Below are 24,501 nucleotides of genomic sequence, written 5' to 3'. Positions count from 1 at the left end.
AGCGAGACTACCCAGCCACGGAGGTGTCCGTCTCCACGCGTTGGGCCGCCTCCTGCGCACTCTGTTCGCGTTGACGTCGTTCGTTACGCGGGATCAGCCATTTCCGGTCGATCACGCGGGCGACGAAGATCACGAATGCGGCCAGACCCCACCCGAGCACGATGTCGAACACGTAGTGCTCCGCGGTGTAGACGAGGGTGAACGCCATCGCCACCGCATAGCCCATGAACAGTGTTCTCCCCAGCGCCTTGACCCGGGGCCACATGAACAGCGCGAGCAGCATCGTCAGGCCTGCGTGCAGCGATGGGATGGCCGCAACCAGGTTGGCCTTGCCCTGACCCACCTCCACCAGCGTGGACGCGGCATGGATGTTGAGGAAGTTCCAGCCGCGCGCCGAGATCCGCTCGACATAGGGCGCCGCGTCCGGATTGGTCGGGGTGACCTCGCCGAGGATGCCGCCGTCGGCGACCGCCCCCTGATGGGCCATACAGGTCGGTTCCCGCGGATAGTCGGCGACCTGTTCGGCGGTGCACCGTGCCGCGGCCCACGGCGGCGCGGCCGGCACCAGGGTGTAGCCGACCAGCGCCAGGAACGTGGTCGCGACGAAACACGCCGCATAGCGTCGCCACGCCGATCTGTCCCGCAGCCACAGCACGGCCGCCGCGGCATACGGGACGATGAAGTACGACATGTAGATGACGCTGGTGACCACTTCCCACCACGGCGGCGACGGCTCCTTGATGTGGCTCTGCAGCCACACCGTCGGGTTGACCCCGAACATCCACTCGTCGACGTCCACGGCCAGGTGCCACTGGGTGGGCATGTCGACGATGCGCGCGACGTCGCGGGTCCAGTCGTAGAGCAGCAGGATCAGCGCGAACGGCAGCCAGTCGATGATGACGCTGATCGCCTTGCGCCGCCCGATGGTGGCGGCGAGCATGCCCAGACACAGCAGGATGATCAGGCGCGTGCGGTCGAAGGCGAGTCCCTCGGCGAAGAACTCGTAGATCATGAACAGCACCCAGGCGACGATCGCGATCCGACGCACCATGGTGAGGTCGCGGCGACGTTGCGGTCGGGTGTCGACGGCGGCAGCCGCGGCGACATCGTCGATCACCGGCTCCACGCCACGCGTGCGCGACGTCGCGGCTGACTCGTCCGGCGCTGGGCCGTCGTCGACCGTGTCGTCAATGCTCACTCGTCTTGGTCCTGCCCACCCACGCCCCGCTGAGGCGCACCCGCCGGGACTCCTGCACGTTGTTTGCCGTAAGCCTAGTGATTACCTGACGTTCAGGAACCGGTAAACCGCCGTCGCAGTGCCGACAAATCCGGATTTCACCGTTAGCCGGTGATCGGCATCACCTCACCGCTCGGTCGCCGGCTCGATGGCGCCGACACGTTGGCGGGCCGGTCGGTGCCGGCCACTATCGTTGATCCATGCGCATCGGAGCACATCTGCGTGAGGACACCGACCCTCTGTCCACCGCCGGGGAACTCGGCATCGACGTCTTCCAGATGTTCGTGACCGACCCGCAGAGTTGGAAGAAACCGCAACCACGCCCGGACGCCGAGGCGATCCGCGACTCCGCGATCGACGTGGTGGTCCATTCGAGCTATCAGATCAACGTCGCGAGTCTCAATAATCGACTGCGCATGCCGTCGCGCAAGGCGGTAGAGCAGCAGGCCGCGGCGGCGGCCGAACTCGGCGCCTTCGGCCTGGTGGTGCACGGCGGGCATCTGCGTGACGGCGAGGCCGCCGCGGAAGGGTTCGCCAACTGGCGCAAGCTGTTCGATCGTCAGATCGACAAGGGCGGCTTCGGCGTGCCGATCCTGATCGAGAACACCGCCGGCGGTGACCACGCCATGGCCCGGACCCTGGAGGCCATCGATCGACTCTGGGAATCGGTGGGCGATTTCGATCAGGCGGGGTTCTGTCTGGACACCTGCCACGCGTGGGCCGGCGGCGAAGATCTGGTGGGCCTGGTGGAACGGGTCAAGGCGATCACCGGCCGCATCGACCTGGTGCACCTGAACAACTCCCGCGACGAGTTCGACTCCGGACGCGATCGACACGCCAACCTGGGCGACGGACACATCGACCCCGACGTCCTGGTGGCGGTCGCCGCCGCCGCCGACGCCCCGGTCATCCTGGAGACGCCCGCCGACGGTATCCCCAACGACCTGGCACTCCTCCGCGACGCCCTCTAGCCTGCCCCGGCCCCACCCAGAGTTCGTCCCCCGTGTATCACTTCGTCCGCAGGCTGCCGCTGGGGAAAGAAGCGATACCCGGGGGACGAACCAAGGTCGGGGCACGCTCGCACGCTTGCTCTGGTTAGCGCAGATCACAGACCGATCGATTGCTCCGTGCCGCCGATGGGGCTATTCTGTAGTTACCGGCGAGTAACTTAGCCCCTGCCGATCGTGCTTCACCACACGCGTAGCCCACACAGCCAGTCAGATAGGAACCTCCATGGGCCATTACAAGAGCAACATTCGCGACCTGCACTTCAACCTCTTCGAGCTCCTCGAACTCGACCGGGTTCTCGAAGAGGGCGACTTCGGCGATCTCGATCACGAGACCGCCGTCGACATGCTGCGTGAGGTCAAGGCACTCGCCGAGGGTCCGATCGCGGAGTCGTTCACCGACGCCGACCGCAACCCGCCGGTCTTCGACCCGGAGACCCACAGCGTCACCATCCCGGAGAGCTTCACCAAGTCCTACAACGCGTTCATCGAGGGTGGCTGGGACAAGATCGGCATCGACGAGGAACTCGGCGGCCTGCCCGCCCCGCGCTCGCTCTACTGGGCCATCGGCGAGATGATCCTGGGCGCCAACCCGCCGGTGTTCATGTACGCCGCAGGCTCGGGCTTCGCCAACATCTTCTTCGACAACGGCACCGAGGAGCAGAAGAAGTGGGCCGCCATCTGCTCGGAGCGCGGCTGGGGCGCCACCATGGTGCTCACCGAGCCCGACGCCGGCTCCGACGTGGGCGCCGCCCGCACCAAGGCCGTCAAGCAGGAAGACGGCACCTGGCACATCGACGGCGTGAAACGCTTCATCACCTCCGCCGACCAGGACATGACCGAGAACATCTTCCACCTGGTGCTCGCCCGCCCCGAGGGCGCGAAGCCGGGCACCAAGGGCCTGTCGCTGTTCTTCGTGCCGAAGTTCCATTTCGACCACGAGACCGGTGAACTCGGTGAGCGCAACGGCGTCTTCGTGACCAATGTCGAGCACAAGATGGGCATCAAGGCCTCCGCCACCTGCGAACTGACCTTCGGCCAGCACGGCACGCCGGCCGTCGGCTGGCTCGTCGGCGAGGTGCACGACGGTATCGCGCAGATGTTCGACGTCATCGAGCACGCCCGAATGATGGTGGGCACCAAGGCCATTTCCACTCTGTCAACCGGCTACCTCAACGCGCTGGACTACGCCAAGGAGCGCGTGCAGGGTGCGGATCTGACCCAGATGACCGACAAGACCGCGCCGCGCGTCACCATCACCCATCACCCGGATGTGCGTCGCTCGCTGATGACCCAGAAGGCCTATGCCGAGGGTTTGCGCGCGGTCTACCTCTACACCGCCTCGCACCAGGATGCCGCTGCCGCACAGATCGTTTCCGGGGCGAGCCCCGAGCTGGCCCATAAGGTCAACGACCTGCTGCTGCCGATCGTCAAGGGTGTCGGCTCCGAGCGTGCCTACGCCGTCCTCGGTCACGAGTCACTGCAGACCCTCGGCGGATCCGGCTTCCTGCAGGACTACCCGATCGAGCAGTACATCCGCGACTCGAAGATCGACTCGCTCTACGAGGGCACCACGGCCATCCAGGCACAGGACTTCTTCTTCCGCAAGATCATTCGCGACAAGGGTCAGGCGTTCTCCCACGTCGCCGGCGAGATCACCAAGTTCCTCGAGTCCGAGGGCGGCAACGGTCGACTCAAGGCCGAGCGCGCGCTGCTCAAGACCGCGATGGACGACGTGCAGACGATGACCGCCACCCTCACCGGATACCTGATGAACGCCCAGGAAGATCCCAAGGAGCTGTACAAGGTGGGGCTCGGCTCCGTCCGCTTCCTGCTGTCGGTCGGCGATCTGTTGATCGGTTGGCTGCTGCTGCGCCAGGCCGAGGTCGCGCTGGCCGCTCTGGATTCCGGTGCCTCCGACGATGACACGTCGTTCTACGAGGGCAAGATCGCGGTGGCGAGCTTCTTCGCGAAGAACATGCTGCCCGAACTGGCCACCGCCCGCAGCACCATCGAGAACATCGACGCCGACATCATGGAGGTCGACGAAGCGGCCTTCTGACGTCGGCTGCGCAACCCAATCCGATTCTTCCCCCGGGTATTGTTTCTTGCCCCGCGAGCGCGCGGACGATGAAGCGATAGCCGGGGGAAGAACGTTTGGGGGGTCAGGCAACACGTGGCGGAGTAATCTCTCTCGTGGCACACCACCACGAGAGGATCAGCGATGTTCGCTGCGCTCGCCCGTGTCGTCGTCGCCCATCCCTGGCGGGTGGTCGGCTTGTGGGTCATCGCTGCCCTGGCGATCATCCTGTTCTCCCCCAACCTGTCCGATCACACGACCGGCAACCAGCAGGACTTCCTGCCGTCGTCGTTCGAATCGGTGGACGCCCAGGACATCGGAAACCAGTACTTTCCGGCCACCGCCGGGGCCACCGGAACCGTCGTCGTCTCCCGGATCGACGGCGGGCAGCTGACGCCCACGGACCAACAGACCGCGCTGGGTCTGGCCACCACGCTCAGCAACGACCAGATCGCCGGCGTCACGGCCGTGACCGCGGGGCCGCAGTCGGTGGCCCCCGACGGCAAGGTCGTCGCCATTCAGGTCGCCTTCGCCGGCCAGCCCGGTGAGCCCGACGTGAATGACGCCGTGCCGGCCGTCCGGGAGGCCGCGTCCTCGGCGTTGCAGAACACCGATCTCACCTCCGGGCTGACCGGCAACGCCGCGATCCTCGTGGACAGCAACGCCGCCTACACCACGGCCGAACGCATCATCTCCATCGCGACGGTCATCGTCATCCTGACCACCCTGGGCATCCTGTTCCGCAGCCCATTGATCGCGATCCTGCCGGTGCTCGTGATCGGGGTGGTCTTCCTCGCGGTCCGCGGCGCCACCGCCTGGGCCACCCAGATCTTCGACTTCGAGGTGAGCACCACTCTCGACGCCATCCTCGTGGTGGTGCTGTTCGGCGTCGGCACCGACTACACGGTGTTCCTGCTGTTCCGGTATCGCGAACAGTTGCGCGACGGCCAAGACAGGCTCGAGGGGCTTGTCACGGCGACCGGAGCGGTGGGCCGGGTGATCGCGTCGTCGGCGCTGACCGTCATCGGGGCGTTCGCGGCGCTGTTCTTCGCCCGGCTGGGGTCATTGAACTCCCTGGCGCCCGGGCTGATCATCGCCGTGGCCATCATGCTGATCACCGCGCTGACCCTGATGCCGGCAGTCATCGCGATCCTGTCGAAGGTCATGTTCTGGCCCTTCGGTCCGGGTCGTGAGCCGCAACGGTCGGTCTTCGGCACTCTCGGCCGGGGCGTCGCACACCGGCCGGTGATCACCGCGTTGCTGATCGGCGCGCTGCTGATCGTCCTCGCGGTGTTCAGCTCCGGCTACAAGGCGACCTACGACACGCTGGGCGAGATGCCCTCGGACACCCCGTCGCAGCAGGCCTTCGACACCCTCGCCGCGTCGATGCCGCCCGGCGATCTGAGCCCCACACAGGTCTACGTCAAGGCGACCGGGCCGATCCCGCAGAACGAGTTGGCCACGCTGACAACGAATCTGGAAGGCGTGGCCGGCGTCGCCGCGGTGACGCCACCACGGGTCAGCCAGGACGGCACCGCCGCCGTCGTCAACGTCGTGCTGGACACCTCGCCGTTCTCCACGCAAGCCCTCGACACCATCGACGACTCGCTGCGGCCGGCCGCACATTCCTCGGTACCGGGTGCCGTGGTCGCCGTCGGCGGACAGACCGCCACGCTGGCCGACGTCCGTTCGCAGCTGCACTCCGACACCCGCCACGTGTTCCCGGTCGCCGTCGTCATCGTCTGGGTGATCCTGGGCGCCCTGCTGCTGGCTCTGGTGGCCCCGCTGAACCTGATCGTCAGCGTCTTCGTGACCTTCGCCGCGACGCTCGGCACGCTGGTCATCGTGTTCCAGTACCTGCTCGACTTTGTGGGCATCGACTTCTCCACGCCGATCGTGCTGTACCTGTTCGTCGTCGCCATCGGCACCGACTACAACATCCTGATGGCCGAACGGGTGCGCGAGGCGTTTGTGGCCGGCCAGTCGCCGCGCGACGCGGCGCGGATCGCCATCACCAAGAACGGCCAGACCGCGGCCGCCGCCGGCGTGATTCTCGCGTTGACCTTCGCCTCACTCACGTTGACCGGGTTGAAGAATCTCGCGGAGTTGGGTGCCGGCGTCGCGATCGGCGTGGTGCTGGCCTCGTGCGTGATGGCCCCGATGCTGGTCCCGGCGCTGTCGGTGATCCAGCGGGGTGCCTTCTGGTGGCCGACGCGGCAGTCTGCAACCGGCACCGCCGCCGGCCGACGCGTCGACGACGACGCGCACCCATCACGCTGACGCGCACGTCGCGACGTGCGCGGCCGCACGACGGGTGCGCGGTTGATCTGAAGGGCGGCCGTTCACAGCAGCTTCAGCCGAACCCCCAGCGCGCGATAGATCGGTTCGGCACGACGGTCCAGGCTCAGCAGGGTGAGGTCCGCGTGTGCGGCTGCTGCTCCGACGAGTCCGTCGTACACTGCGCCACCCGAGATACCCACCGCCGCGAACCGTTCGACGAGTTCCGCCGTGTGCTGGGGGCTCAGATGACACCGGTGCGGGAAGTTCGTCGCAATCAGGCGAGCAGCCGCACGACCGGTCAATCGCTGCGGCACCGGCAGGCGGGTGAGCACCGAGTACATCTCGAACGTCGCGTGACCGCTGAGGCCCAGCGTCTTTCCCTTCGCCTCCGCACGGACGTCGGAGTGTCCTTCCTGCTCCGGACGCACCAGCGCGATCGCGGCACTCGTGTCCAGCAGGAGGACCTCAGCGTTGGTCGCCAAGGCGCAGTTCTCGAATACTGTCGGCCGTCAGGTGCGCGCCGCCCTCCGGCAGCATCAGCATTCCTTCGTCCTCGACGAGCTCATCGGTGGCCACCGGTTCCAGAACCAACCCGCTACCCGCAACGGTGATCTCGATCTCCCCCGGTACCAGACCGACCCGGTCGCGCAGTTCCTTGGGCACGACCACGCGGCCGGCACGATCGATGGTCGTTCTCATGCCATGACGCTACCACTGAAATGGCAGCGAACAATGGCGTCACACTCACGCGCACCCGCTCGGCAACCGCGCGCGTCTCGACGTGCGCGCGAGCCGAACGGGTGCGCGTGAGTGTGTGTCGCAGCCCTACTTCGGAGGCATCCGGATGCCACCGTCGACGCGGATCACCTCGGCGTTCATGTAGGAGTTGGTGACCAGCTCGATGACCATCGAGGCGAGTTCATCGGGCTTGCCCAGACGGTGCGGGAACAGCACCGACTCGCCGAGCTTCGCCTTGAAGGCCTCGGCGGCTTCGCCCTCACCGTAGATCGGGGTGTCGATCAGGCCGGGGGCGATGGTGTTGACGCGCACACCGACGGCCGCGAGGTCGCGGGCGACCGGCAGGGTCATGCCGACGACGCCACCCTTGGACGACGAGTACGACGCCTGGCCGATCTGACCGTCGAACGCGGCGACCGACGCCATGTTGACGATGGCACCGCGCTCGCCGGATTCCAGCGGGTCGTTCTTGCTCATCGCGGTGGCGGCGAGCCGGCAGGCGTCGAAGGTACCCACCAGGTTGATGGCGATGACCTTTTTGTACGCATCCAGGTCGTGCGCCGACGAGAACTCGCCGTCGCGGCCGATGGTGCGCTGCGCCCAGCCGATGCCGGCGGAGTTGACCAGCGCCCGCAGCGGGCCGAGCTCGGTGGCCTTGGTGACGGCCGCCTCGATCTGCGCGGTGTCGGTGACGTCGACGCGCACGAATGCACCGCCGACCTCCTTGGCCAGGGCCTCACCCTTGTCGGCCTGCAGGTCGGCGACGACGACCTTGGCACCCTTGGCCGCCAGCTGGCGGACCGCGGCCTCGCCGATACCCGACGCGCCGCCCGTGACGATTGCACTTGCTCCATTGATATCCACGTTGCGGAGCCTATCGAGCGTTACATCGCTCGGTCTAGAGGGGGCCGAGGGTTGGTTGATCTCAGCCGATCACACGCACTTGACGTTGGGCGCGGGGTCGTATTTCACCGTGCGGGTGTGGCGACTGATCTCGGCGCCGGACTCGGCGTCGCTGATGATGCGGGTGTTCGAGGTGGTGAACCCGCGGCTGCCGGTGGACGCGATGCAGTTGTCACCCTTCGGCAGCTTCAGTGACGGTGGGTCGGTGTAGGCGTACCGCTCGCCGGTGATCGACTCGACGTCGACGGTGGTGGTGCTCCACATGCGGACAGTGACGTCGGACGGCGACCAGCCGGTCTCGATGTAGATCCCGTGCTCGGTGTTGTTGCGGAACACCAGGTCGATGGCGCCCTCGAAGACGGTGGCCTCACGCGCCTCCGGGTAACGGGAGATGTAGTAGCTGTGCTCGGTGTGCGTGACGTCCTCGAGACCGGCGAAGTAGGCGGCGTTGTAGAGCGTGGTCGCGAACTGGGAGATGCCGCCGCCGACCGCTTTGTCGGCGTGGCCGTGGTCGATGATGGTTGACGTCACGTAGCCCTGCGCGGTGCCGCGCGGCCCGGTGTAGGTGTTCAGGGAGAACTTCTCGCCGGGTTTGACCAGTGCACCGTCGACCTCGGCGGCGACGAGCCGGATGTTCTCGCCGGATGCGCTGGAGAACCCGGAGGTGGTGAACTCGCTGACCACTTCACGCACGCCGAGTCCGCGTGCCTGCTTGGTGGTCAGCTTTGGCTTCACAGGTGCGTAGGCGACCTCGACGACCCGGGTATCCGATGCGTCGGCCCCGGTCACGGTCGCCGCGGTGGACGCGAAGGTCTTGTCCCAGTCGACCCGCGAACCGTCGCGCGACGGCACCACGGTGGGACTACCGCTGCTCAGTGAGAACGTGGCGTCCACGGCTTCGCGTTCGGTCTCGGCGAGCTGTGGGCGCAACATCTCGGTACTGCGTTTCGGGTCTATCTCCGGTTGCAGTCCGCCGCGCCCGTCGGCGACAAACGTCAGCACCGAGCCCAGCTGGGCGGGCGTGACCCGCACGGAGACATCGTCGGCGCCCTCGAGAGTGACCGGGGCGGCCACCGCGCGGGTGGCGGCCCCGGCGACGGTCTGGCCGACCACCTCGGCCGACACGGAGGGATCGAAATCCTCCATGGGCAGGTCGACGGGCTTGTCGTCGAGCCATTGCGCCATCAGCGTTGTCGCCGCGGCGTCGCGGGCCACGCGCTTGCCGGCGGCCGGCATGTCCGCCACGGGGGTGGCCACGTCGTCGGCCACCTCGTAATGCACCCCGCCTTCGACTGCCGCCTTCTCCAGTTCGGAGCGCAGGTCGTCGAGCGTGGCGTCGAAGACCGCACGGTCGATGGTCACGACCGGTTGCACGGCGTGAGTGCGCCCGAGGATTGCCATCAGCCGGGGCCATGGGTTGCGGGGCTGATCCATCAACCGGGCTTTGGTGGCCTCGGCATCGAAGAACAGGCCGAGGTCATCGGGCGCGACCGTGGCCGACCCGGTATCCGTGTGGAGTCGTACGCGATGAATGGCCCGTTCGGAGAGTTGATCGACGACGGCCTGGGCCTCCGCGTCGTCGAGGTTGCCTGCCGGGATACCCGCGACAACTGCACCGCGTGCGGTCGCGCCGTCGGTCAGGACGAGATCGGTGGCGATGACGATGCCGAGTGCGGCGGCGATGCCGACTGCCACACGCGCCGCCGCGCGTGCGACCGGGGAACTGTTCACGGGATCAACCATAAGAAAACGACGATGGGTCCGCCTTGCCGAGACGTCGGCTGTGGGGCGCCCCACAAAACGTAGGCGCCCCGACCGAGCTGCCGGGTCGGGGGTCTGGCAGCTCAGCCGGAGCTACTCGTATATCTACGCTACTTCTCGCCGCGTTACAGCTTTCCGAGAACTTTTTTTCGGCGAGTGTGACCCGATCGATGCCGAGGCGACGATCGGGTCACATTTGCGCTGGTATCAGCCTTCGACGATGGCGGTGACGCCCTGGCCGCCGGCCGCACAGATCGAGACGAGTGCACGCCCGCCGCCGTTCTCGCGGATGGTTTTGGCGGCCTGCGCGATGATGCGCCCGCCGGTGGCGGCGAACGGGTGCCCGGCCGCCAGCGAGGAGCCGTGCACGTTGATCTTGGTGCGATCGATGGCGCCGAGCGCGTTGTCGAGGCCGAGACGCTCCTTGCAGTACTCCTCGGATTCCCAGGCGGCCAGGGTGGCCAGCACGACGCTGGCGAATGCCTCGTGGATCTCGTAGAAGTCGAAATCCTGCAGCGTCAACCCGTTGCGGTCGAGCAGGCGCGGCACTGCATACGTGGGCGCCATCAGCAGACCGTCGGGCCCGTTGACGTAGTCGACGGCCGCCGTCTCGCTGTCGACGAGGTAGGCCTGCACCGGCAGACCCCTGGCCTCGGCCCACTCGTCGCTGCCCAGCAGCACGGTCGACGCGCCATCGGTGAGCGGGGTGGAGTTGCCGGCGGTCATCGTCGCGTCGCCGAGCGAGACGCCGAAGACCGGCTTGAGCTTGGCGAGCTTCTCCGCGGTGGAATCGCCGCGCAGGTTCTGGTCGCGGGTCAGTCCGAGGAACGGCGTGATCAGGTCGTCGAAGAAGCCCTCGTCGTAGGCGGCGGCCATGTTCTGGTGACTGGCGGCGGCCAGGGCGTCCTGGTCGGCGCGCTTGATGCCGAATTCCTTGGCGGTGATGGCGGCGTGCTCACCCATCGACATGCCGGTCCGCGGCTCACCGTTGCGCGGGATCTCGATGCCGAGTTTCGGCACCAGCTTCAGCGCGGCGAGCAACTGGTCCTTGGTGCTGCGGGCACGGTTGACCTCGAGCATCTGGCGACGCATCGACTCCGAGACGCCGATCGGGGCGTCGGAGGTGGTGTCCACACCGCCGCCGACGGCGACGTCGTAGCGGCCGGACGCGATGCCGTCGGCCACGGCGACGATCGCCTGCAGGCCGGTGCCGCAGGCTTGCTGGATGTCGAAGGCGGGGGTGTAGGGCGAGAGCGCCGAACCGAGGACACATTCGCGCATGAGATTGAAATCACGCGAATGCTTGAGCACGGCGCCACCGGCGACCATGCCCAGGCGCTCACCCTGCAGGTTGTAGCGGCTCACCAGCCCGTCGAGGGCTGCGGTGAACATCTCCTGATTGCTGACCTTGGCGTAGGCCTTGTCCTGGCGGGCGAACGGAATCCGGTTGCCGCCGAGGATCGCGACCGGGCGCTGAGTGCGGGTCTTGGGTGTCTGAGCCACTTCGATCTCCCAGGGGGTGTAGTTCGATGTCTGTACAGTATTCTTACTCATGAGTAAGTTAGTTGTCGAACGTCGCTTCGCGTGAGCGTCGTCGCACACGGACTTCACCCAACACGACCTGCCGTAGAAGCACAGAGGAGACATCCCGTGGCAGCCACTGGCCTGTACTCGAACTTCGTCCATTCCGCACCCGGTTCGTTCCTCGCGAAGCAGGCCGGGCTGCCCGTCCCGCCGACGCTGCGCCGCTACAAGGCGTCCGAGCCGCCGCTGCCCGGCCCGGTGCTGCTGGGCGGAGCGGGCCGGCTCGTGGAGCCGCTGCGCGAGATGCTCTCGGCCCCCGACTACACCCTGATCCAGAACGCCACGTCCGGCCGCAGCGCCGACAAGTATGGTGCCCTGGTGTTCGACGCCACCGGCATCACCTCGCCGGCCGAGCTGCGTCAGCTGTTCGAATTCTTCCAGCCGCAGATGCGCTCGCTCGCGCCCAGTGCGCGGCTGCTGGTGCTGGGCACCACCCCGGAGCTGGTGTCCGATCCGAACGAGCATGTCGCGCAGCGCGCCCTGGAAGGCTTCACCCGCTCCGTGGGTAAGGAGCTGCAGAAGGGCGCGACCGTGCAGCTCGTCTACGTGTCCCCCGACGCCAAGACCGGTCTGACCGGCCTGGAGTCGACGGTGCGGTTCGTGCTGTCGGCGAAGTCGGCGTTCGTCGACGCGCAGGTCATCCGGGTGGGTGAGGCCGACGCGACCGCGCCGAAGGACTGGGACAAGCCCTTGGAGGGCAAGGTGGCCGTCGTCACCGGTGCTGCCCGCGGCATCGGCGCCACCATCGCCGAGGTGCTCTCCCGAGACGGCGCGCATGTCATCTGCGCCGACATCCCGGCCGCCGGCGAGGCGCTCGCCGAGACCGCCAACAAGGTGAAGGGCACCTCGTTCCCGCTCGACGTGAGCGCCGAGGATGCAGGCGCGAAGCTCGCCGAGCACGCCCTGGAACGCCACGGCGGCATCGACATCATCGTCAACAACGCCGGCATCACCCGCGACAAGCTGCTCGCCAACATGGACGCCGCCCGCTGGGATTCGGTGATCGCCGTGAATCTGATCGCGCCGCAGCAACTGGTCAACGGCCTGATCGAGAAGGGCGCGCTCAACGAGGGTGGCGCGGTCATCGACGTGTCGTCGATCGCCGGCATCGCCGGCAACCGCGGCCAGACCAATTACGGCGCCTCGAAGGCCGGCGTCATCGGCCTCGTCGACACCTACGCGCCGATCCTCGCCGAGAAGGGCGTCACCATCAATGCGGTCGCACCCGGGTTCATCGAGACCAAGATGACCGCCGCGATCCCCGTCGCGACCCGCGAGGCCGGCCGCCTGATGAGCTCGCTGCAGCAGGGCGGCCACACCGTCGACGTCGCCGAGACCGTGGCCTACTTCGCCAACCCGGCGTCGAGCGCCATCACCGGCAACGTGGTCCGCGTGTGCGGCCAGGGATTCCTGGGGGCCTGATGGCCAAGACGATCACCCTGTCCAGCGCACCCGGCACCGCCGAGGTGTACTCCAAAGCGGTCGGCGCGATGCTGCCGGTCGTCGGCAAACCCGCCACGGTGCGGGCCGATGCGGTCATCCCGGAACGTACTTATCGGATGGAGAACATCCGGGTGGACCCGGATCGGCTGCACGCCTACACGCGGGTGACCGGCCAGCGATTCGGTTCGACACTGCCGATCACCTACCCGTTCGTGCTGCAGTTCCCGCTCGCGATGAAGGTGATGACCGACGGCGACTTCCCATTCGGCGCAGTCGGTTCGGTGCATCTGGAGAACACGATCCACCGGCTGCGCCCGATCGGCGTCGATGAACCGCTGACCATCGACACCCACGCGGAGAACCTGCGCGAGCATCGCAAGGGCCTACTGATCGACATGATCTCGGAGATCCGGGTCGGCACCGAGTTGGTGACGACGCAGACCGCGACGTTCCTCAAGCAGCAGCGCACCAGTCTCTCCGACGAACCGCGCGGCCCGGAGCCCAAGCAGTACGCTCCGCCACCCCCGGATTCGATCCTGTCGGTCGACCTCGGACGTATCCGTCAGTACGCCGAGGCCTCGGGCGATCGGAACCCGATCCACATGGGCAACCTGACCGCGAAGGCATTCGGCTTCCCGAAGGCAATCGCGCACGGAATGTGGAGTGCCGCAGCCGCAGTCGCCAACGTCGAGGCGCAGCTCCCCGACGACGTCACCTACACGGTGCGCTTCGGCAAGCCGATCCTGTTGCCCGCCAAGGTGAACCTGTACACGCGGCGCATCGACGGGGCCGGGGCGTTCGACATCTCCGTCCTCGACCGTCGCAAGGGCGCCCCGCACCTGACCGCGACCACTCGCGGCGCCTGACCCTCACAGTTCCTCCCCCGGGTTTCGTCACATCCTCCGAAAGCATAGAGGGGGTTTGGCGATACCCGGGGGAGGAACTGTCGCGATTCCACTCGCCACTACCGTCACGAGCCTTCCACTCACCCTGCGGACCGTGGGACGTCGCATGTCAGAGCCACATGCGGGCGGAGTAGATGTTGATCGTGTCATCCACCGCGCGGCCTGGGTCATTCGACTTCAGTTGCGCACACCGTATACGCCCGATCGGGATGAACGAACCTACTCTCAGGGCAGTCGCCGAACTCATAGTCACCGACCAACACCTGCTCGGGGCGAAACACCGCGACCGAACTGCCGTCGCAGTCGACCACGATGGCCTTGGTGTGCAGTACCGAAAGGCACCGACCTTCCACCCAGTTGTAGTCCAGACACAGGACCACCCCGGGCTCACCCTCACTACCGGTCACCGGGTACTTGATGTCCGCATCGGACACGCAGTCATCGATAGTCGCCGCTCTCTGCACCACGACCATTCCAGACCGATCACACGGCTGAAGGGACACGACTTCCTCGACGACGGATTCGCCCTTCTCGTAGTCGATGCCTCGGAACATACGATCGATCCCGACGCAGGAGCCGACAACGAGATCCGCTTTGATCGCATCATTTCCGGCGTTCGCGCGATCCACCTGGCGCGCATTCGCTATCTGGTCGTCGAACGACTCACCCGAGGGGACGCTCGGTCGGGGGTCCTCGTCCGGGCCAACGCAGCCTGCCACCACGCCAACGGCAAGAACGGTAGCCGCAACGATGCAGAACCCGCGGCGCAGGACTTGCCTACCAACCTCAGTCACAGAACTTCCACCCGTCATCAGCCAGCTGGCTCAAGTCAGCAGCTCACGCGCTAGGTTCTCCTCCTTTCGCGCACTGCACAAACCACCGACACTCCAAGCGCGATGATGACGATCGCTATCGCAACCGCCGCTGCAGGGGTCTGTGGGTAGTGCCCTGTTTCACCTGCGGGAACGAGTTCGTAATGTTGCGGCACAGTGAGTAGGCAGAGCACGACCGGAATGACCAGCACAACGGGTAGGCCCCAGCTGATCACCCCGCCAACCGTGGATTTGCGGGCGGCCAGGAGCATTGCGGTCAACCCGTAGCAGATAGCGAATACAACGGGAATCACCAGCAGCAGAGGCTCGGTGACGAGGTTCAATCCAAGCGAATCGCCCGACGCGCCACCAGGGACGAGCACGACATTAGGCGAACGCGTCGAATACCAAACCCCGATCGTGACCAGACCAAGAACCAGACCCACGCCAGACCAGCGGAAGAATGCAGATCTAACGGCTGTTTCCCCATTCATGCTCTCGCTTCCAAGTCGACGGAGTCCCACGTTGACCGTCCCTTCACGATCGCGGTGAGAGAACGCAGCACCCCGATGACCGTCGTCGCCAGCTCGACGGCATTGCTTTTTTGCCTGGAGCTGCCGACTTGCGTGCGATCTGTCAGCGACCGCCGCGCCGACGATGGAATGGTTCTCCTAGCAGGCGAGCCATTCGCCTTCTTCCCGGATGACATTGATCTTCTCTGTGTGATCGGCGTCGCCAGATTCGTCGGAGTAGCGAAACCGTACCTCCACCTCAGCGGACGTATCGGTGCGGCTGGTGATGTTGACGCCCCGGACTTCGAGTCGCGACATCATTTTAGCCAGGCCAGGGTCCATCGGAGTGTCTGAACGCTGCTGAGTGCATTGCAGGCTGTTGTACCGGTCCCAGTCGTTGCGAGACATCGCCTCGTATAGCTGCACTGCGGTAGTCCGTATAGCGGTTTCCGTGGCGTACTCCTCGCCCATGATGTCTTCTTGAGAGTCTGGAGCACCGCAAGCGGTGATTGACCCGCAGGTAAGTGTCAGACCAAGAACGATCACAGCGAAGTGTGCCAGCCGGCGAATGAAAGCCCCTCTTCTGTTGGTCAATGTGCAGGTAGGTAGGCGTCAAATGCGTGGCGGCCGTGGTGCTCCTCAGTGCTACAAATGCGTCTACGTCTACGAGGTGGGCTCCATCGACAACCCAACCAGGCATTTGGAGTCCGCGCTGAACATGACTCGAAGCGATCCCCACGATGGCGGGGGCAGTGAACGCGAGTACGTCGCGTTCGGTCCGGGCGGCATCACGTAGCCATCGCCGAGTTGCCCGTAGCGGTGCGCGACGTCGTCTTCGGTTATGCATTCGTTGGGAGTGAAATCGATGGCGGTGAAGGTCCAGCCGTCCTCGTTGAGTCCCATCATGACCTTCACCTGACTCAGTTCGGGGCTGAGATCGACCGATTCGGTCTCGAACCGGTAGTCGGTCACCGCGTAGGAGTCCTGCCCGGTGAGTTGCTCGGCTTTGGTGGTGGTGTCCGGCGGGTTAGCGGCAATATGGTCGATCAACTCCCATGCGGTAGTGGGCATAACCTTCTCCGACTCCTGTGCGCTGGCGGGTGTGCCGTTGGCTTCGTCATGTCCGCATCCGGCGAGCATCACCACACCCACAGCCAGCGCGGCAACCGTTCCCGCCACACGTCGCGCCCGGCTACTGGCAGTACTGGCCGTAGTAGTTCGCACAACGTTGTCCTGTCGTCGATGTTGTCAGCTGCCCGTACTCGCGCCCGAGTCCGGTCCATGCACGTCGTTTGGCCGCCTGCTCAGCTTCGGGCGTCCAGATACCGGCGCTTCTCATGCGGGCGACGTCGCCGAGATACCGATCGTAGATGGCGTTCGCGGTGCCGGCCGGAGGCCCGGAGATGCCGATGTCCATGCCGCCGGCGGCGATGATCTCACGCTGGATCACAATGTTGTTGAATGTCGCCTGCCCCTCGCCGATGAGAAAACTGTCGACACAAGTCTGATAGGTCGACCTATCGATGGGCTCAGGCGGGTAAATGGCGTGCCCCATCTCGTGGGCGAGCCACTGCGAGGTCTGCGCGGTGCCGTAGGAGCCGTCGATCTGGACGACCAGACCAACGGGTAGGCCGCAGCCGATCACCCTGCCAACCTTGGGTTTGTGGCCAGCCAGGAGCATTGCGGTCAACCCGTAGCAGATAACGAATACAACGGGAATCACCAGCAGCAGAGGCTCGGTGACGAGGTTCAAGCCGAGCGAATCGCCCGAAGCCCCACCAGGGACGAACACGAAGTTTGGCGAACGCGTCGAATACCAAACCCCGACCAGACCAAGAACCAGGCCCACGCCAGACCAGCAGAAGAATGCAGGTCGACGGCTGCCTCCCCATTCATGCTCTCGCTTCCAAGTCGAAAGAGTCCCACGTTGACCGCCCCCTGACGATCGCGGTAAGAGAACGCAGCACCACGATGACTGTCGTCACCAGCTCGACGGCATTGCTTTTTGGCCTGGAGCTGCCGACTCGCGTGCGATCTGCCAACGACCGCCGCGCCGACGATGGAATGGTTCGCCTAGCAGGCGAGCCATTCGCCTTCTTCACGGATGACATTGATCTTCTCTGTGTGATCGGCGTCGCCAGATTCGTCGGAGTAGCGAAACCGTACCTCCACCTCAGCGGACGTATCGGTGCGGCTGGTGATGTTGACGCCCCGGACTTCGAGTCGCGACATCTTTCTAGCCAGGCCAGGGTCCATCGGAGTGTCTGAACGCTGCTGAGTGCATTGCAGGCTGTTGTACCGGTCCCAGTCGTTGCGAGACATCGCCTCGTATAGCTGCACTGCGGTAGTCCGTATAGCGGTTTCCGTGGCGTACTCCTCGCCCTTGATATCTTCTCGAGAGTCAGGAGCACCGCAAGCGGCGATTGACCCGCAGGTAAGTGCCAGACCAAGAACGATCACAGCGAAGTGCGCCAGTCGGCGTGGGTAACGGGTGTCTCGCGATTTCGTCATGGCCTGATCACCACCAACTTTCCGTCGCAGGCACCGGGGATACCGTCCCCCGGCTTGGGAACCACGGGAGCTTCACGAGCGAGTGTTACACACTCCGAGATGAGCCCGGCTTCGTCACCCTCGTGGCGTAGTCCGACGTCACGGCCAACTCGATTGTTGTGTTCGTCCATAGCGTGTGAGTCGGGGTTACCGTCTCCGCCATCCATTTCATGGGCGTCGCCAATCTCCTGCGCGAATCCGGAGTTAGCCTTCTCAGTCGTACTCGCCATCCAGATACAGTGCCGAGCCGCGTCCGAACGATTGTCGACCGTCGGTCCGGGGAAGTACTTCTGCGATTCTCTGTTCGCGATCTGAGGAGAGGATTGAGCGCGCGAGCAGTCGTACGGGCTGGTCGAGCACGCAGACTGCTCGTTGCGACCCAAGTTGTCGTAGCCGGTTGGTAGCCAATAAGTTCCGTCAATATTCCCACTCTCGTCCGGATCACCCACTGCAGGCACGCGACCCGGGACCGTCCCGCTCGTGAATCTAGGGGCAGTTCTGACCTCAGATCGTTCTGCTGGCTGCGGCAGTGCTGGATGATCTGAACGTCCCCGGGCCTGGTGCACACCTCTTTGTGAGGGAAGGTTGGCACCATGCCGAAGAAGTACGACGAGGCGACCCGGGCCAAGGCTGTGCGGTTGGTGATCGAGCATCGCAACGAGTATCCGAGCGAGTATGCGGCGATCACGGCGACGGCCAAACGGCTCAAGTTGACCCCGGAGACGTTGCGCAAGTGGGTGCGTCAGCATGAGGTCGACGAAGGCCAGAAGCCGGGGGTGACTCGCCAGGAGGCCGGCGAGGTTCGGGCGTTGAAACGTAAGGTGGCCGAGTTGGAGGATACAGTCGAAATCCCTAAGGCGGCAACGCCTTTCTTCGCGCGGGAGAGCGACTCGCGACAGCAGTGATGTGTGCGTTCATCGCCGAGCATCGGGCTCGGTTCGGGGTCGCTCAGATCTGCCGTGTGCTCACCGCGCACGGCGCACCGATCTCCCCGAGAACCTTCCACGCGTGGGTGGCGCGGCCACCGTCGAAACGGGCCCTGTGGGACACCACGATCACCGAGATCCTGGCTGGCTACTACAAACCTGACGAGCAGGGCAAACGCCGCCCAGAATCGCTGTACGGGGCGGTGAAGATGTGGGCTCACCTGCAACGGGAGGGCATCGAGGTGGCCCGGTGCACGGTGGAACGGTTGATGCGGGCCAACGGCTGGCACGGGGAGACCCGGCGCAAGAAGGTCCGCACCACGATCCCGGATCCGGGAGCGTCGCGGGCCCCGGATCTGGTGGACCGCCCGTTCCAGGTGCCGGCACCGAACATGCTGGTCGTGGCCGATTTCACCTACGTCCAGCGGGCCAACGGCACGCATGTGTACACCGCGTTCGTGATTGACGCGTTCGCGGCCGGATCGTGGGATGGGAGTGCTCGGCCTCCAAGACCGACCGGTTCGTCCGTGATGCGATCCGACAGGCTGCGCAAAACTACGGCATCTGGAGGGTAACCCGTTGTCCAGCAATACTATTCATCATTCGGATGCGGGCAGCCAGTATACCTCGGTGCGATGCGGGGAAACGCAGAAACTGTCTGGGTTGATGCCGTCGATCGGATCGGGGACGCCTACGCCAATGTCCCTCGCGGAGACAACCATAGGATTGTTCAATGCCTGCGCAGTACAACATGATTCGCCGTTTCGGACTGGTCCGCTACGCCACGTCGGGGATGTCGAACATCTGACCGCTGTCTGGGTCGGCTGGTTCAACGTCAGTAGGCTCATGCACCGACTCGGACGCATCCCGCCGATCGAGGCCGAGCAGAACTACTACACTCAACGTGCCGCCACATCCGTGGAGGCACACCAGTAACCAGGTGTGCACCAAACCCGGGGCGGTTCAACTTGGACGGTTGGCACTTGACGCCGGCCCCAATGGCCTGCAGGCGTATGTTTCCGACACAAGGACTGCGGGTCGTCGTGTCGCAATCAGTGCGATCGTTAGAGGGTTGTCTGGGCGCCGCACACCTGCCAGGGAGCCGACGTGGTATTGCGTTGGAGGGCAAACCTCACGACCGGCCAGGGAATCGAACTGTCAACGCGCTCTGCGTACTCGAGACGGGCGTAGACAATCGCGGTGGTGTCGATGGTGCTGTGATAGTGGAAGTCGGTGACAGTCGTCACGGGGCCGCGCCACAGGTTCTGGACGTAGTCGACGCTGGTGTCGAGCGGGTCGTACTTACCGTTCTCCACAAGCATGCGTAGCTGTCCGCACGTCGTGCTGAGCAGCGCGTCGCTGTCCTTGTCTCGCAGCTGTTGAACAACCTGTTGGACAGCTGATTCCAGAGATGAAGTGTCCGCAGGGGCGGAGCTCTGGCTATCACGAGAGGTGAAGTGGACGACAGCTACGCCAAGGATCACGACGAGGGCGGCAATCGCCACGGCTAGCGCTATGCGGCGGACTGGCCTTCGACGGGCTGTGTGTTGCCGACTAGGTGCCGGTGGTGGTGTTGTCATCGCCGTCTTCCGGTTCTGGATCGTGGTCGTGGCGGGTCGTAAACTCGAGGATGATCATCAGAAGTACGTAGAGCAGGTAGACCGCCCCCAACACTGAGATGAGGATTTCCCCCACCGGGTAGCGTCCTTCAGAGACTTCGCTGACCGAAACCAGCACAGAACCCGCCCATAGCGGGGCGACAAGCAACGCGGTGACCAGATAGAACGGTTCGATGCGAAGCTTGGTGGCAAGCCAGATCATTGCTCGGGCGATCAGCAGGAATGGATAGATGACGATGGCGATCACCGCGGCGCCGATGTTGGCGATCACGGTGTGGGACCTGGTGTACGCGCTTGACAGTTGTCGAAGTACCACTTGCCGTCTGAGGCTTTTGTCCAGGTGCGGCTACCCGCGGGAAAGTCGGGTCCCGGCGGCGGTGTCAACGTCACCACCGCGGTCGTATCAGACTGCAGTTGTACCGTTGCGTGGACCTTGGACCCAGGAAACGCCTTGTCCCCGAGTAGGTCCCGCATGGACCCGACATACTCCTCTTGGGCAAAATCGTCTCTGCATGCCTGTGACCGGTACTGGTACGCCGAGGCGTAGTCGCCCCGGAAGACTGCCGAGTACATGTCGGTAACCCGGCTCTGCAACTCGGCCCGGGCATCTTCCTGGCCCTCGTTCGGACGCACCAAGATCGCGACGATCGCTATCGCGACAATAACGATGCCCACCGCGCCAGCGAACGCTGCCAGCCGCCGCCGGTTCCGTCTCGTGCCAGCTGCGGAATCTTGTCTCGGCATCACACACACACCTCCGGCTTGACTTTACATTCACTCACCGGCGGATCAGCAGGCGGAGGAGGTTGGGAAGTGGTCGTCGGAGGAGGCGTCCACGTCGGCGTGGGCGTCGGCGTGGGCGTCCAGGTCGGTGTGGATGTCGCAGTGGGTGTGACGGTCGGCTGCTGCTGTCCGCTGTCGTTGTCCTCCGAGCCGCCGCCCTGATCGCCTTCTCCGCCGCTCCCGGAATCCCCCGACTCACCGGAGCCGTCGCCGTCACCTGAGTCGCCGCCGCCACCGCTGTCGACACCGCCACCGCCACCGCCACCGCCACCGATGATCTCGATGAGCTTGCCGCATTGTGTCCATACAGCCACGATTCCGAAAGCTTCCAGGATGAGCTCGACCTCATTTCGGTAAGTTGTCATCCATTCTTTGAGCTCCGCTGGGAGTCGCTTGCCTACGATCCCGTCTTCGGCCTTGTCGATCCGGCTGCGCATCAGTATCTTGCGCAGTGCCTCGGCGGCCTTGAATACGCTGGGATACTTCATGCCGATTTGGAACAGTTTGACTAGGAACCCTGGGGTACGAAGCAAGGGCAGGAACAGCGTGGCGAGGGCGACCGCACACCGCGCGCCGTAGTAGGGGATCCTCCAACTGTCGGGAACATCGAAAAGCCCTGCTGGAGTCGCCATGAACGTTCCAGCGAAATCGTTGGACGTCAGCTGCGATAGCGCGTCTGTATCGACGTCTGCGTCGTTCCATCCCGGCGGCATGGCGATCGGCCCGGCTGGGTCAGCGGGCGAGAGCGGACCGGGGTCGTCCGGTGGACGCGCAGGAACCGGCAAACTGTTGGGCACGCTCGTGGACGAACCTGATTGGTCGCCAGGTGCTGCGGAAGGACTCGGAGAAGCAGCAGCACTACCTTCGCTCCCGCCAGGCCTCGGTACGATTGGTGTGGCGCCTGCTGAGGGGATGTCGGTGGGTGCGTGTGCACCCATATTCGGTCCACCCGAATCCGCGGTATTGGTGTCCGTCGGGATGGTCGGTGCGGTGACCGACGGTGGCGGGGTGGTCGACGACGTGGGCGGTCCGGGGTCGACACACACGTACGGCACCGGCGGCGGCGGTGCCTGGCTGGCGGGTTTGCCGTTGGAGGCCGCCCACGATTGCGCCCAGGCACTGTTGTAGGTGGCGGTCTCCCGCGCGCAGCGTTCAGCGGGGGTTTCCGCACTCGCGGTAGGGGCTACGACCAGCGTGAACGCCGTCACCGAGGCGATGACTATCGCAAGGACGGGCGCCCAGGACGGCCTCGCGCGCCGTAGCGGCGAGGCCGTCCTGGCGCGGGATATGGTCGCGGCCGATGCCATCACAGCCACATCCGTGTGGAATAGAGGTTGAGGGTGTCATCAGCAGTCGGCGTCGACACCGACAGTCGCACGATGATGCGCACGGTCACCGGGCCGGCACATCCGTCCACCCGCACATGCACACGTTTGGCGCGGATCGACGCCCGATCGGTCTGCAACGTCTTCTTGCCCAGGGAAATCTCGTTGATGGTGCCAGGTGTGAGTTTCGCCGAGATCGACGGCGACACCGACGCCGACGCCCCTACCGACACGTTCGGCTGACCCGAGATCGTCACATTCGCGTTCGGACCGAACGACGACCCGAAACCGAACGTCGCCCCATCCGACACATCGATTTGACACCCCACCACCAGAAACTGTTCGAGCACACCCGAACTCACCGGTTGCGACGGCACCCGACCAGCCGCCGGAGTGATCAGCGCCCCTACCCGCGACGACACCCAGCCCTCCCGAGAAGCGAAACTGTTGGCGATATTGCTCATCGGGTTGACCACCAACTCCGAGGCCCGCAACTCGACGGTCCACCCATCATCAGTGACCAGCCGGTCATAGGTCGACGCCAACGGCGTCGGTACCGCGCCCCCAGAACCGGCCCCCACCACAAGACCCATCAACGCGGCAAGCACAGCACACACCGCCGCACCACCGACCCGCCCCACACCGCCCAGAATCCGAAACACAGTGCCCCCCTCAACAACTGCCAGAAACCGGCCGAGAGCGAGACGTGTCGCCAACCCCTCCAGCCTCGCCCGAAGACCCAATCGGCACGAAGGACTGGAGGACCGCACGTGAAACCCCCGACCAACACCCCACATCAACGATGTATGATAGTGAAGTGCATCTGCACTATGGCACACCCCTCGCTGCGGTGGCAACCACTTCACGAGCGTCACCCGCGAGGATTGATCGCACACGGTGACAACTGGGCCGGGACCGGTTGCCCGCTAGGGGGATTGCGGTTCGATCACGATGACGGAGATCACCCCGCCAGGCATGCCCCTTGTGCGAGATTGCGGGCGCGAGCTTGAGAATTGGCGTAGTAGTCTGCCGTCCCACCACCGGGCAGCGCGACTTGACACACCCAGGTCGCGTGAGCGGCCTCGAACTCTTCCTGGGTGATCACTTCCCCGGCAACACACGGCCCACCGGTGGGATCACCGACGACCACCGCCCAGTACATGTGCTGGTAGACCGGAGACACTGCACACCAAACGATTTCGTCTCCGTTGGCAGTGTATTGAATCCCTGACGGTAGTGCCGCGGTACTGCCCGACACCGAAGCCGGCTCAGTGCTGCCCGGCGTGCAGGCGGCGACCGAGAACGCTGAAACAACGCCCACCAGAACCGCGATGATCCCCCGACTCATCGTCATGGGGTGAACCATACGGTTCAGACCAGCCGACCCGGTACCGCGTGGCACAACTGGGATGCGAATCGCAAATCCCGAACCGAAGTGACGCAAGTCATCAAACCCCGGGGGCACCTCACCCCGACATCCTTTCGCCCGTGGCGATATCAGGAAGTGGCTCATTTCGGGGGCCCTAGAAGCCTACCCAGCGATCGACACCCCCAAACGATGCGCTATGTTCGCCACAGCAATGCCTGGCTTTACGAAAGGAAACTGCCGTGGGGGAATCCAAACCAGGCGTGCGCGCCGCGGTCGCGAGTGTGCTGTTCACTGTCGCAGTGGCCACCGGTGGTGCGGTGGCGGCCAGCCCGCCGGCACAGGCCGCGCGGATCATCCCCACCGCGCAGCCGGGTGTAACTGTGATCGAACTCAGTCACGCCGACACCGTGTCCGCCGCCCACCTCGGCGCCGGACACGTCATCAACATCCTGCTGGGCAACGACAACTGGGGTGTCATCCTCGACGACGACTCCCGCTACCGGGCCGGTTCCTACTACCGTCCGGACAAGCATCGCACCTGGAACGATGTGACCGGCCAGCAAGTGATCTCCGAGGCGGGTAAGTCCCCTGGAGTGGTGGGAAATCGGATCCGGTCCCAGCCAGGCGTGTCGGTGCCGGGATAAGTGAGGGCCATCGCGTAGATCAA

The 24,501-nt window shown here is 65.1% G+C and carries 25 protein-coding genes and 1 pseudogene; 8 read left to right on the top strand and 18 right to left on the bottom strand.

What is annotated here, in order from left to right:
- Positions 1 to 7: 7 nt before the first annotated feature.
- Positions 8 to 1,198 carry a phosphatase PAP2 family protein gene (locus NWF22_RS13150; RefSeq protein ID WP_160902103.1) on the bottom strand — a complete coding sequence of 397 codons (1,191 nt, stop codon included), beginning with the start codon at positions 1,196 to 1,198 and terminating at the stop codon, positions 8 to 10.
- Between the two features lie 239 nt (positions 1,199 to 1,437).
- Between NWF22_RS13150 and NWF22_RS13145 the strand changes: the two genes are divergently transcribed.
- From NWF22_RS13145 to NWF22_RS13135, 3 genes are all read left to right on the top strand, one after another.
- Positions 1,438 to 2,208, top strand: a complete 771-nt coding sequence (locus NWF22_RS13145; RefSeq protein ID WP_160902102.1) for a deoxyribonuclease IV — start codon at positions 1,438 to 1,440, stop codon at positions 2,206 to 2,208.
- Positions 2,209 to 2,470: 262 nt separating this feature from the next.
- Positions 2,471 to 4,306, top strand: a complete 1,836-nt coding sequence (locus NWF22_RS13140) for an acyl-CoA dehydrogenase (RefSeq protein ID WP_160902100.1) — start codon at positions 2,471 to 2,473, stop codon at positions 4,304 to 4,306.
- A gap of 162 nt (positions 4,307 to 4,468) precedes the next feature.
- Positions 4,469 to 6,604, top strand: coding sequence for an MMPL family transporter (locus tag NWF22_RS13135; protein WP_160902098.1), 2,136 nt, complete (start codon positions 4,469 to 4,471; stop codon positions 6,602 to 6,604).
- A 62-nt stretch (positions 6,605 to 6,666) separates the two neighbouring features.
- Here NWF22_RS13135 and NWF22_RS13130 read toward each other — a convergent pair whose 3' ends face one another.
- From NWF22_RS13130 to NWF22_RS13110, 5 genes are all read right to left on the bottom strand, one after another.
- Positions 6,667 to 7,086 (bottom strand): type II toxin-antitoxin system VapC family toxin, encoded by a 420-nt coding sequence (locus NWF22_RS13130; RefSeq protein ID WP_160902097.1) that lies wholly within the window; start codon positions 7,084 to 7,086, stop codon positions 6,667 to 6,669.
- A complete protein-coding gene (locus NWF22_RS13125) occupies positions 7,070 to 7,303 on the bottom strand; it encodes an AbrB/MazE/SpoVT family DNA-binding domain-containing protein (RefSeq protein ID WP_160902096.1) in 234 nt (77 codons plus the stop codon). Before NWF22_RS13125 ends, NWF22_RS13130 begins: the two co-directional genes overlap by 17 nt.
- Before the next feature lie 126 nt (positions 7,304 to 7,429).
- The gene (locus NWF22_RS13120) at positions 7,430 to 8,206 is read right to left on the bottom strand and encodes an SDR family NAD(P)-dependent oxidoreductase (RefSeq protein WP_160902095.1); all 777 of its coding nucleotides are present in this window, start codon (positions 8,204 to 8,206) and stop codon (positions 7,430 to 7,432) included.
- A gap of 69 nt (positions 8,207 to 8,275) precedes the next feature.
- Positions 8,276 to 9,988 carry a VanW family protein gene (locus NWF22_RS13115; RefSeq protein ID WP_160902094.1) on the bottom strand — a complete coding sequence of 571 codons (1,713 nt, stop codon included), beginning with the start codon at positions 9,986 to 9,988 and terminating at the stop codon, positions 8,276 to 8,278.
- A gap of 225 nt (positions 9,989 to 10,213) precedes the next feature.
- Positions 10,214 to 11,509, bottom strand: a complete 1,296-nt coding sequence (locus tag NWF22_RS13110; protein ID WP_160902216.1) for an acetyl-CoA C-acetyltransferase — start codon at positions 11,507 to 11,509, stop codon at positions 10,214 to 10,216.
- 147 nt (positions 11,510 to 11,656) lie between these two features.
- On the opposite strand from NWF22_RS13110, the gene NWF22_RS13105 reads away from it, so the two are divergent.
- Together NWF22_RS13105 and NWF22_RS13100 are read left to right on the top strand one after the other, a co-directional pair.
- Positions 11,657 to 13,012 (top strand): 3-oxoacyl-ACP reductase, encoded by a 1,356-nt coding sequence (locus NWF22_RS13105; RefSeq protein WP_160902093.1) that lies wholly within the window; start codon positions 11,657 to 11,659, stop codon positions 13,010 to 13,012.
- Complete coding sequence (locus NWF22_RS13100) at positions 13,012 to 13,899, top strand: MaoC family dehydratase (RefSeq protein ID WP_160902092.1); 888 nt, start codon at positions 13,012 to 13,014, stop codon at positions 13,897 to 13,899. The genes NWF22_RS13105 and NWF22_RS13100 overlap by 1 nt, the downstream gene beginning before the upstream one ends.
- 206 nt (positions 13,900 to 14,105) lie before the next feature.
- Here NWF22_RS13100 and NWF22_RS13095 read toward each other — a convergent pair whose 3' ends face one another.
- The 7 genes from NWF22_RS13095 to NWF22_RS24560 form a co-directional block, all read right to left on the bottom strand.
- Positions 14,106 to 14,732, bottom strand: coding sequence for a hypothetical protein (locus NWF22_RS13095; RefSeq protein ID WP_160902091.1), 627 nt, complete (start codon positions 14,730 to 14,732; stop codon positions 14,106 to 14,108).
- Positions 14,733 to 14,782: 50 nt separating this feature from the next.
- Positions 14,783 to 15,196 carry a hypothetical protein gene (locus tag NWF22_RS13090; protein ID WP_160902090.1) on the bottom strand — a complete coding sequence of 138 codons (414 nt, stop codon included), beginning with the start codon at positions 15,194 to 15,196 and terminating at the stop codon, positions 14,783 to 14,785.
- Between the two features lie 225 nt (positions 15,197 to 15,421).
- Positions 15,422 to 15,808, bottom strand: a complete 387-nt coding sequence (locus tag NWF22_RS13085; RefSeq protein ID WP_444881596.1) for an Rv0361 family membrane protein — start codon at positions 15,806 to 15,808, stop codon at positions 15,422 to 15,424.
- A gap of 117 nt (positions 15,809 to 15,925) precedes the next feature.
- A complete protein-coding gene (locus NWF22_RS13080; RefSeq protein ID WP_160902088.1) occupies positions 15,926 to 16,441 on the bottom strand; it encodes a hypothetical protein in 516 nt (171 codons plus the stop codon).
- A gap of 13 nt (positions 16,442 to 16,454) precedes the next feature.
- The gene (locus tag NWF22_RS13075) at positions 16,455 to 17,111 is read right to left on the bottom strand and encodes a hypothetical protein (protein ID WP_160902086.1); all 657 of its coding nucleotides are present in this window, start codon (positions 17,109 to 17,111) and stop codon (positions 16,455 to 16,457) included.
- Between the two features lie 224 nt (positions 17,112 to 17,335).
- Complete coding sequence (locus NWF22_RS13070; protein ID WP_160902085.1) at positions 17,336 to 17,773, bottom strand: Rv0361 family membrane protein; 438 nt, start codon at positions 17,771 to 17,773, stop codon at positions 17,336 to 17,338.
- Entirely contained in the window at positions 17,770 to 18,465 is a 696-nt protein-coding gene (locus NWF22_RS24560; protein WP_373691892.1) for a DUF6973 domain-containing protein, read from the bottom strand. The genes NWF22_RS13070 and NWF22_RS24560 overlap by 4 nt, the downstream gene beginning before the upstream one ends.
- On the opposite strand from NWF22_RS24560, the pseudogene NWF22_RS13065 reads away from it, so the two are divergent.
- A pseudogene (locus NWF22_RS13065) lies at positions 18,406 to 19,674 on the top strand (IS3 family transposase). The gene NWF22_RS24560 and the pseudogene NWF22_RS13065 sit on opposite strands and share 60 nt — an antisense overlap.
- Positions 19,675 to 19,802: 128 nt before the next feature.
- Here NWF22_RS13065 and NWF22_RS13060 read toward each other — a convergent pair.
- From NWF22_RS13060 to NWF22_RS13050, 3 genes are all read right to left on the bottom strand, one after another.
- The gene (locus NWF22_RS13060; RefSeq protein WP_160902084.1) at positions 19,803 to 20,243 is read right to left on the bottom strand and encodes a hypothetical protein; all 441 of its coding nucleotides are present in this window, start codon (positions 20,241 to 20,243) and stop codon (positions 19,803 to 19,805) included.
- A 49-nt stretch (positions 20,244 to 20,292) separates the two neighbouring features.
- Complete coding sequence (locus NWF22_RS13055; RefSeq protein WP_160902083.1) at positions 20,293 to 20,628, bottom strand: hypothetical protein; 336 nt, start codon at positions 20,626 to 20,628, stop codon at positions 20,293 to 20,295.
- A 472-nt stretch (positions 20,629 to 21,100) separates the two neighbouring features.
- A complete protein-coding gene (locus NWF22_RS13050; RefSeq protein ID WP_160902082.1) occupies positions 21,101 to 21,772 on the bottom strand; it encodes a hypothetical protein in 672 nt (223 codons plus the stop codon).
- A 262-nt stretch (positions 21,773 to 22,034) separates the two neighbouring features.
- On the opposite strand from NWF22_RS13050, the gene NWF22_RS13045 reads away from it, so the two are divergent.
- Entirely contained in the window at positions 22,035 to 22,268 is a 234-nt protein-coding gene (locus NWF22_RS13045) for a hypothetical protein (RefSeq protein WP_160902081.1), read from the top strand.
- 178 nt (positions 22,269 to 22,446) lie between these two features.
- Here the strand turns inward: NWF22_RS13045 and NWF22_RS13040 are convergent, their stop codons facing one another.
- Both NWF22_RS13040 and NWF22_RS13035 read right to left on the bottom strand, forming a co-directional pair.
- Positions 22,447 to 23,058, bottom strand: coding sequence for an MspA family porin (locus NWF22_RS13040; protein WP_160902215.1), 612 nt, complete (start codon positions 23,056 to 23,058; stop codon positions 22,447 to 22,449).
- A 368-nt stretch (positions 23,059 to 23,426) separates the two neighbouring features.
- The gene (locus NWF22_RS13035; RefSeq protein WP_258321134.1) at positions 23,427 to 23,819 is read right to left on the bottom strand and encodes a hypothetical protein; all 393 of its coding nucleotides are present in this window, start codon (positions 23,817 to 23,819) and stop codon (positions 23,427 to 23,429) included.
- Between the two features lie 254 nt (positions 23,820 to 24,073).
- Here NWF22_RS13035 and NWF22_RS13030 point away from each other — a divergent pair, with 254 nt between their 5' ends.
- Positions 24,074 to 24,478, top strand: coding sequence for a hypothetical protein (locus tag NWF22_RS13030; protein ID WP_160902079.1), 405 nt, complete (start codon positions 24,074 to 24,076; stop codon positions 24,476 to 24,478).
- The last annotated feature ends 23 nt before the right edge of the window (positions 24,479 to 24,501 follow it).

The organism is Gordonia mangrovi (assembly GCF_024734075.1).
GTDB classification, from domain to species: domain Bacteria; phylum Actinomycetota; class Actinomycetes; order Mycobacteriales; family Mycobacteriaceae; genus Gordonia; species Gordonia mangrovi.
Note: the sequence above shows the minus strand (reverse complement) of the source record. Positions and strands in the feature narration are given on the sequence as shown.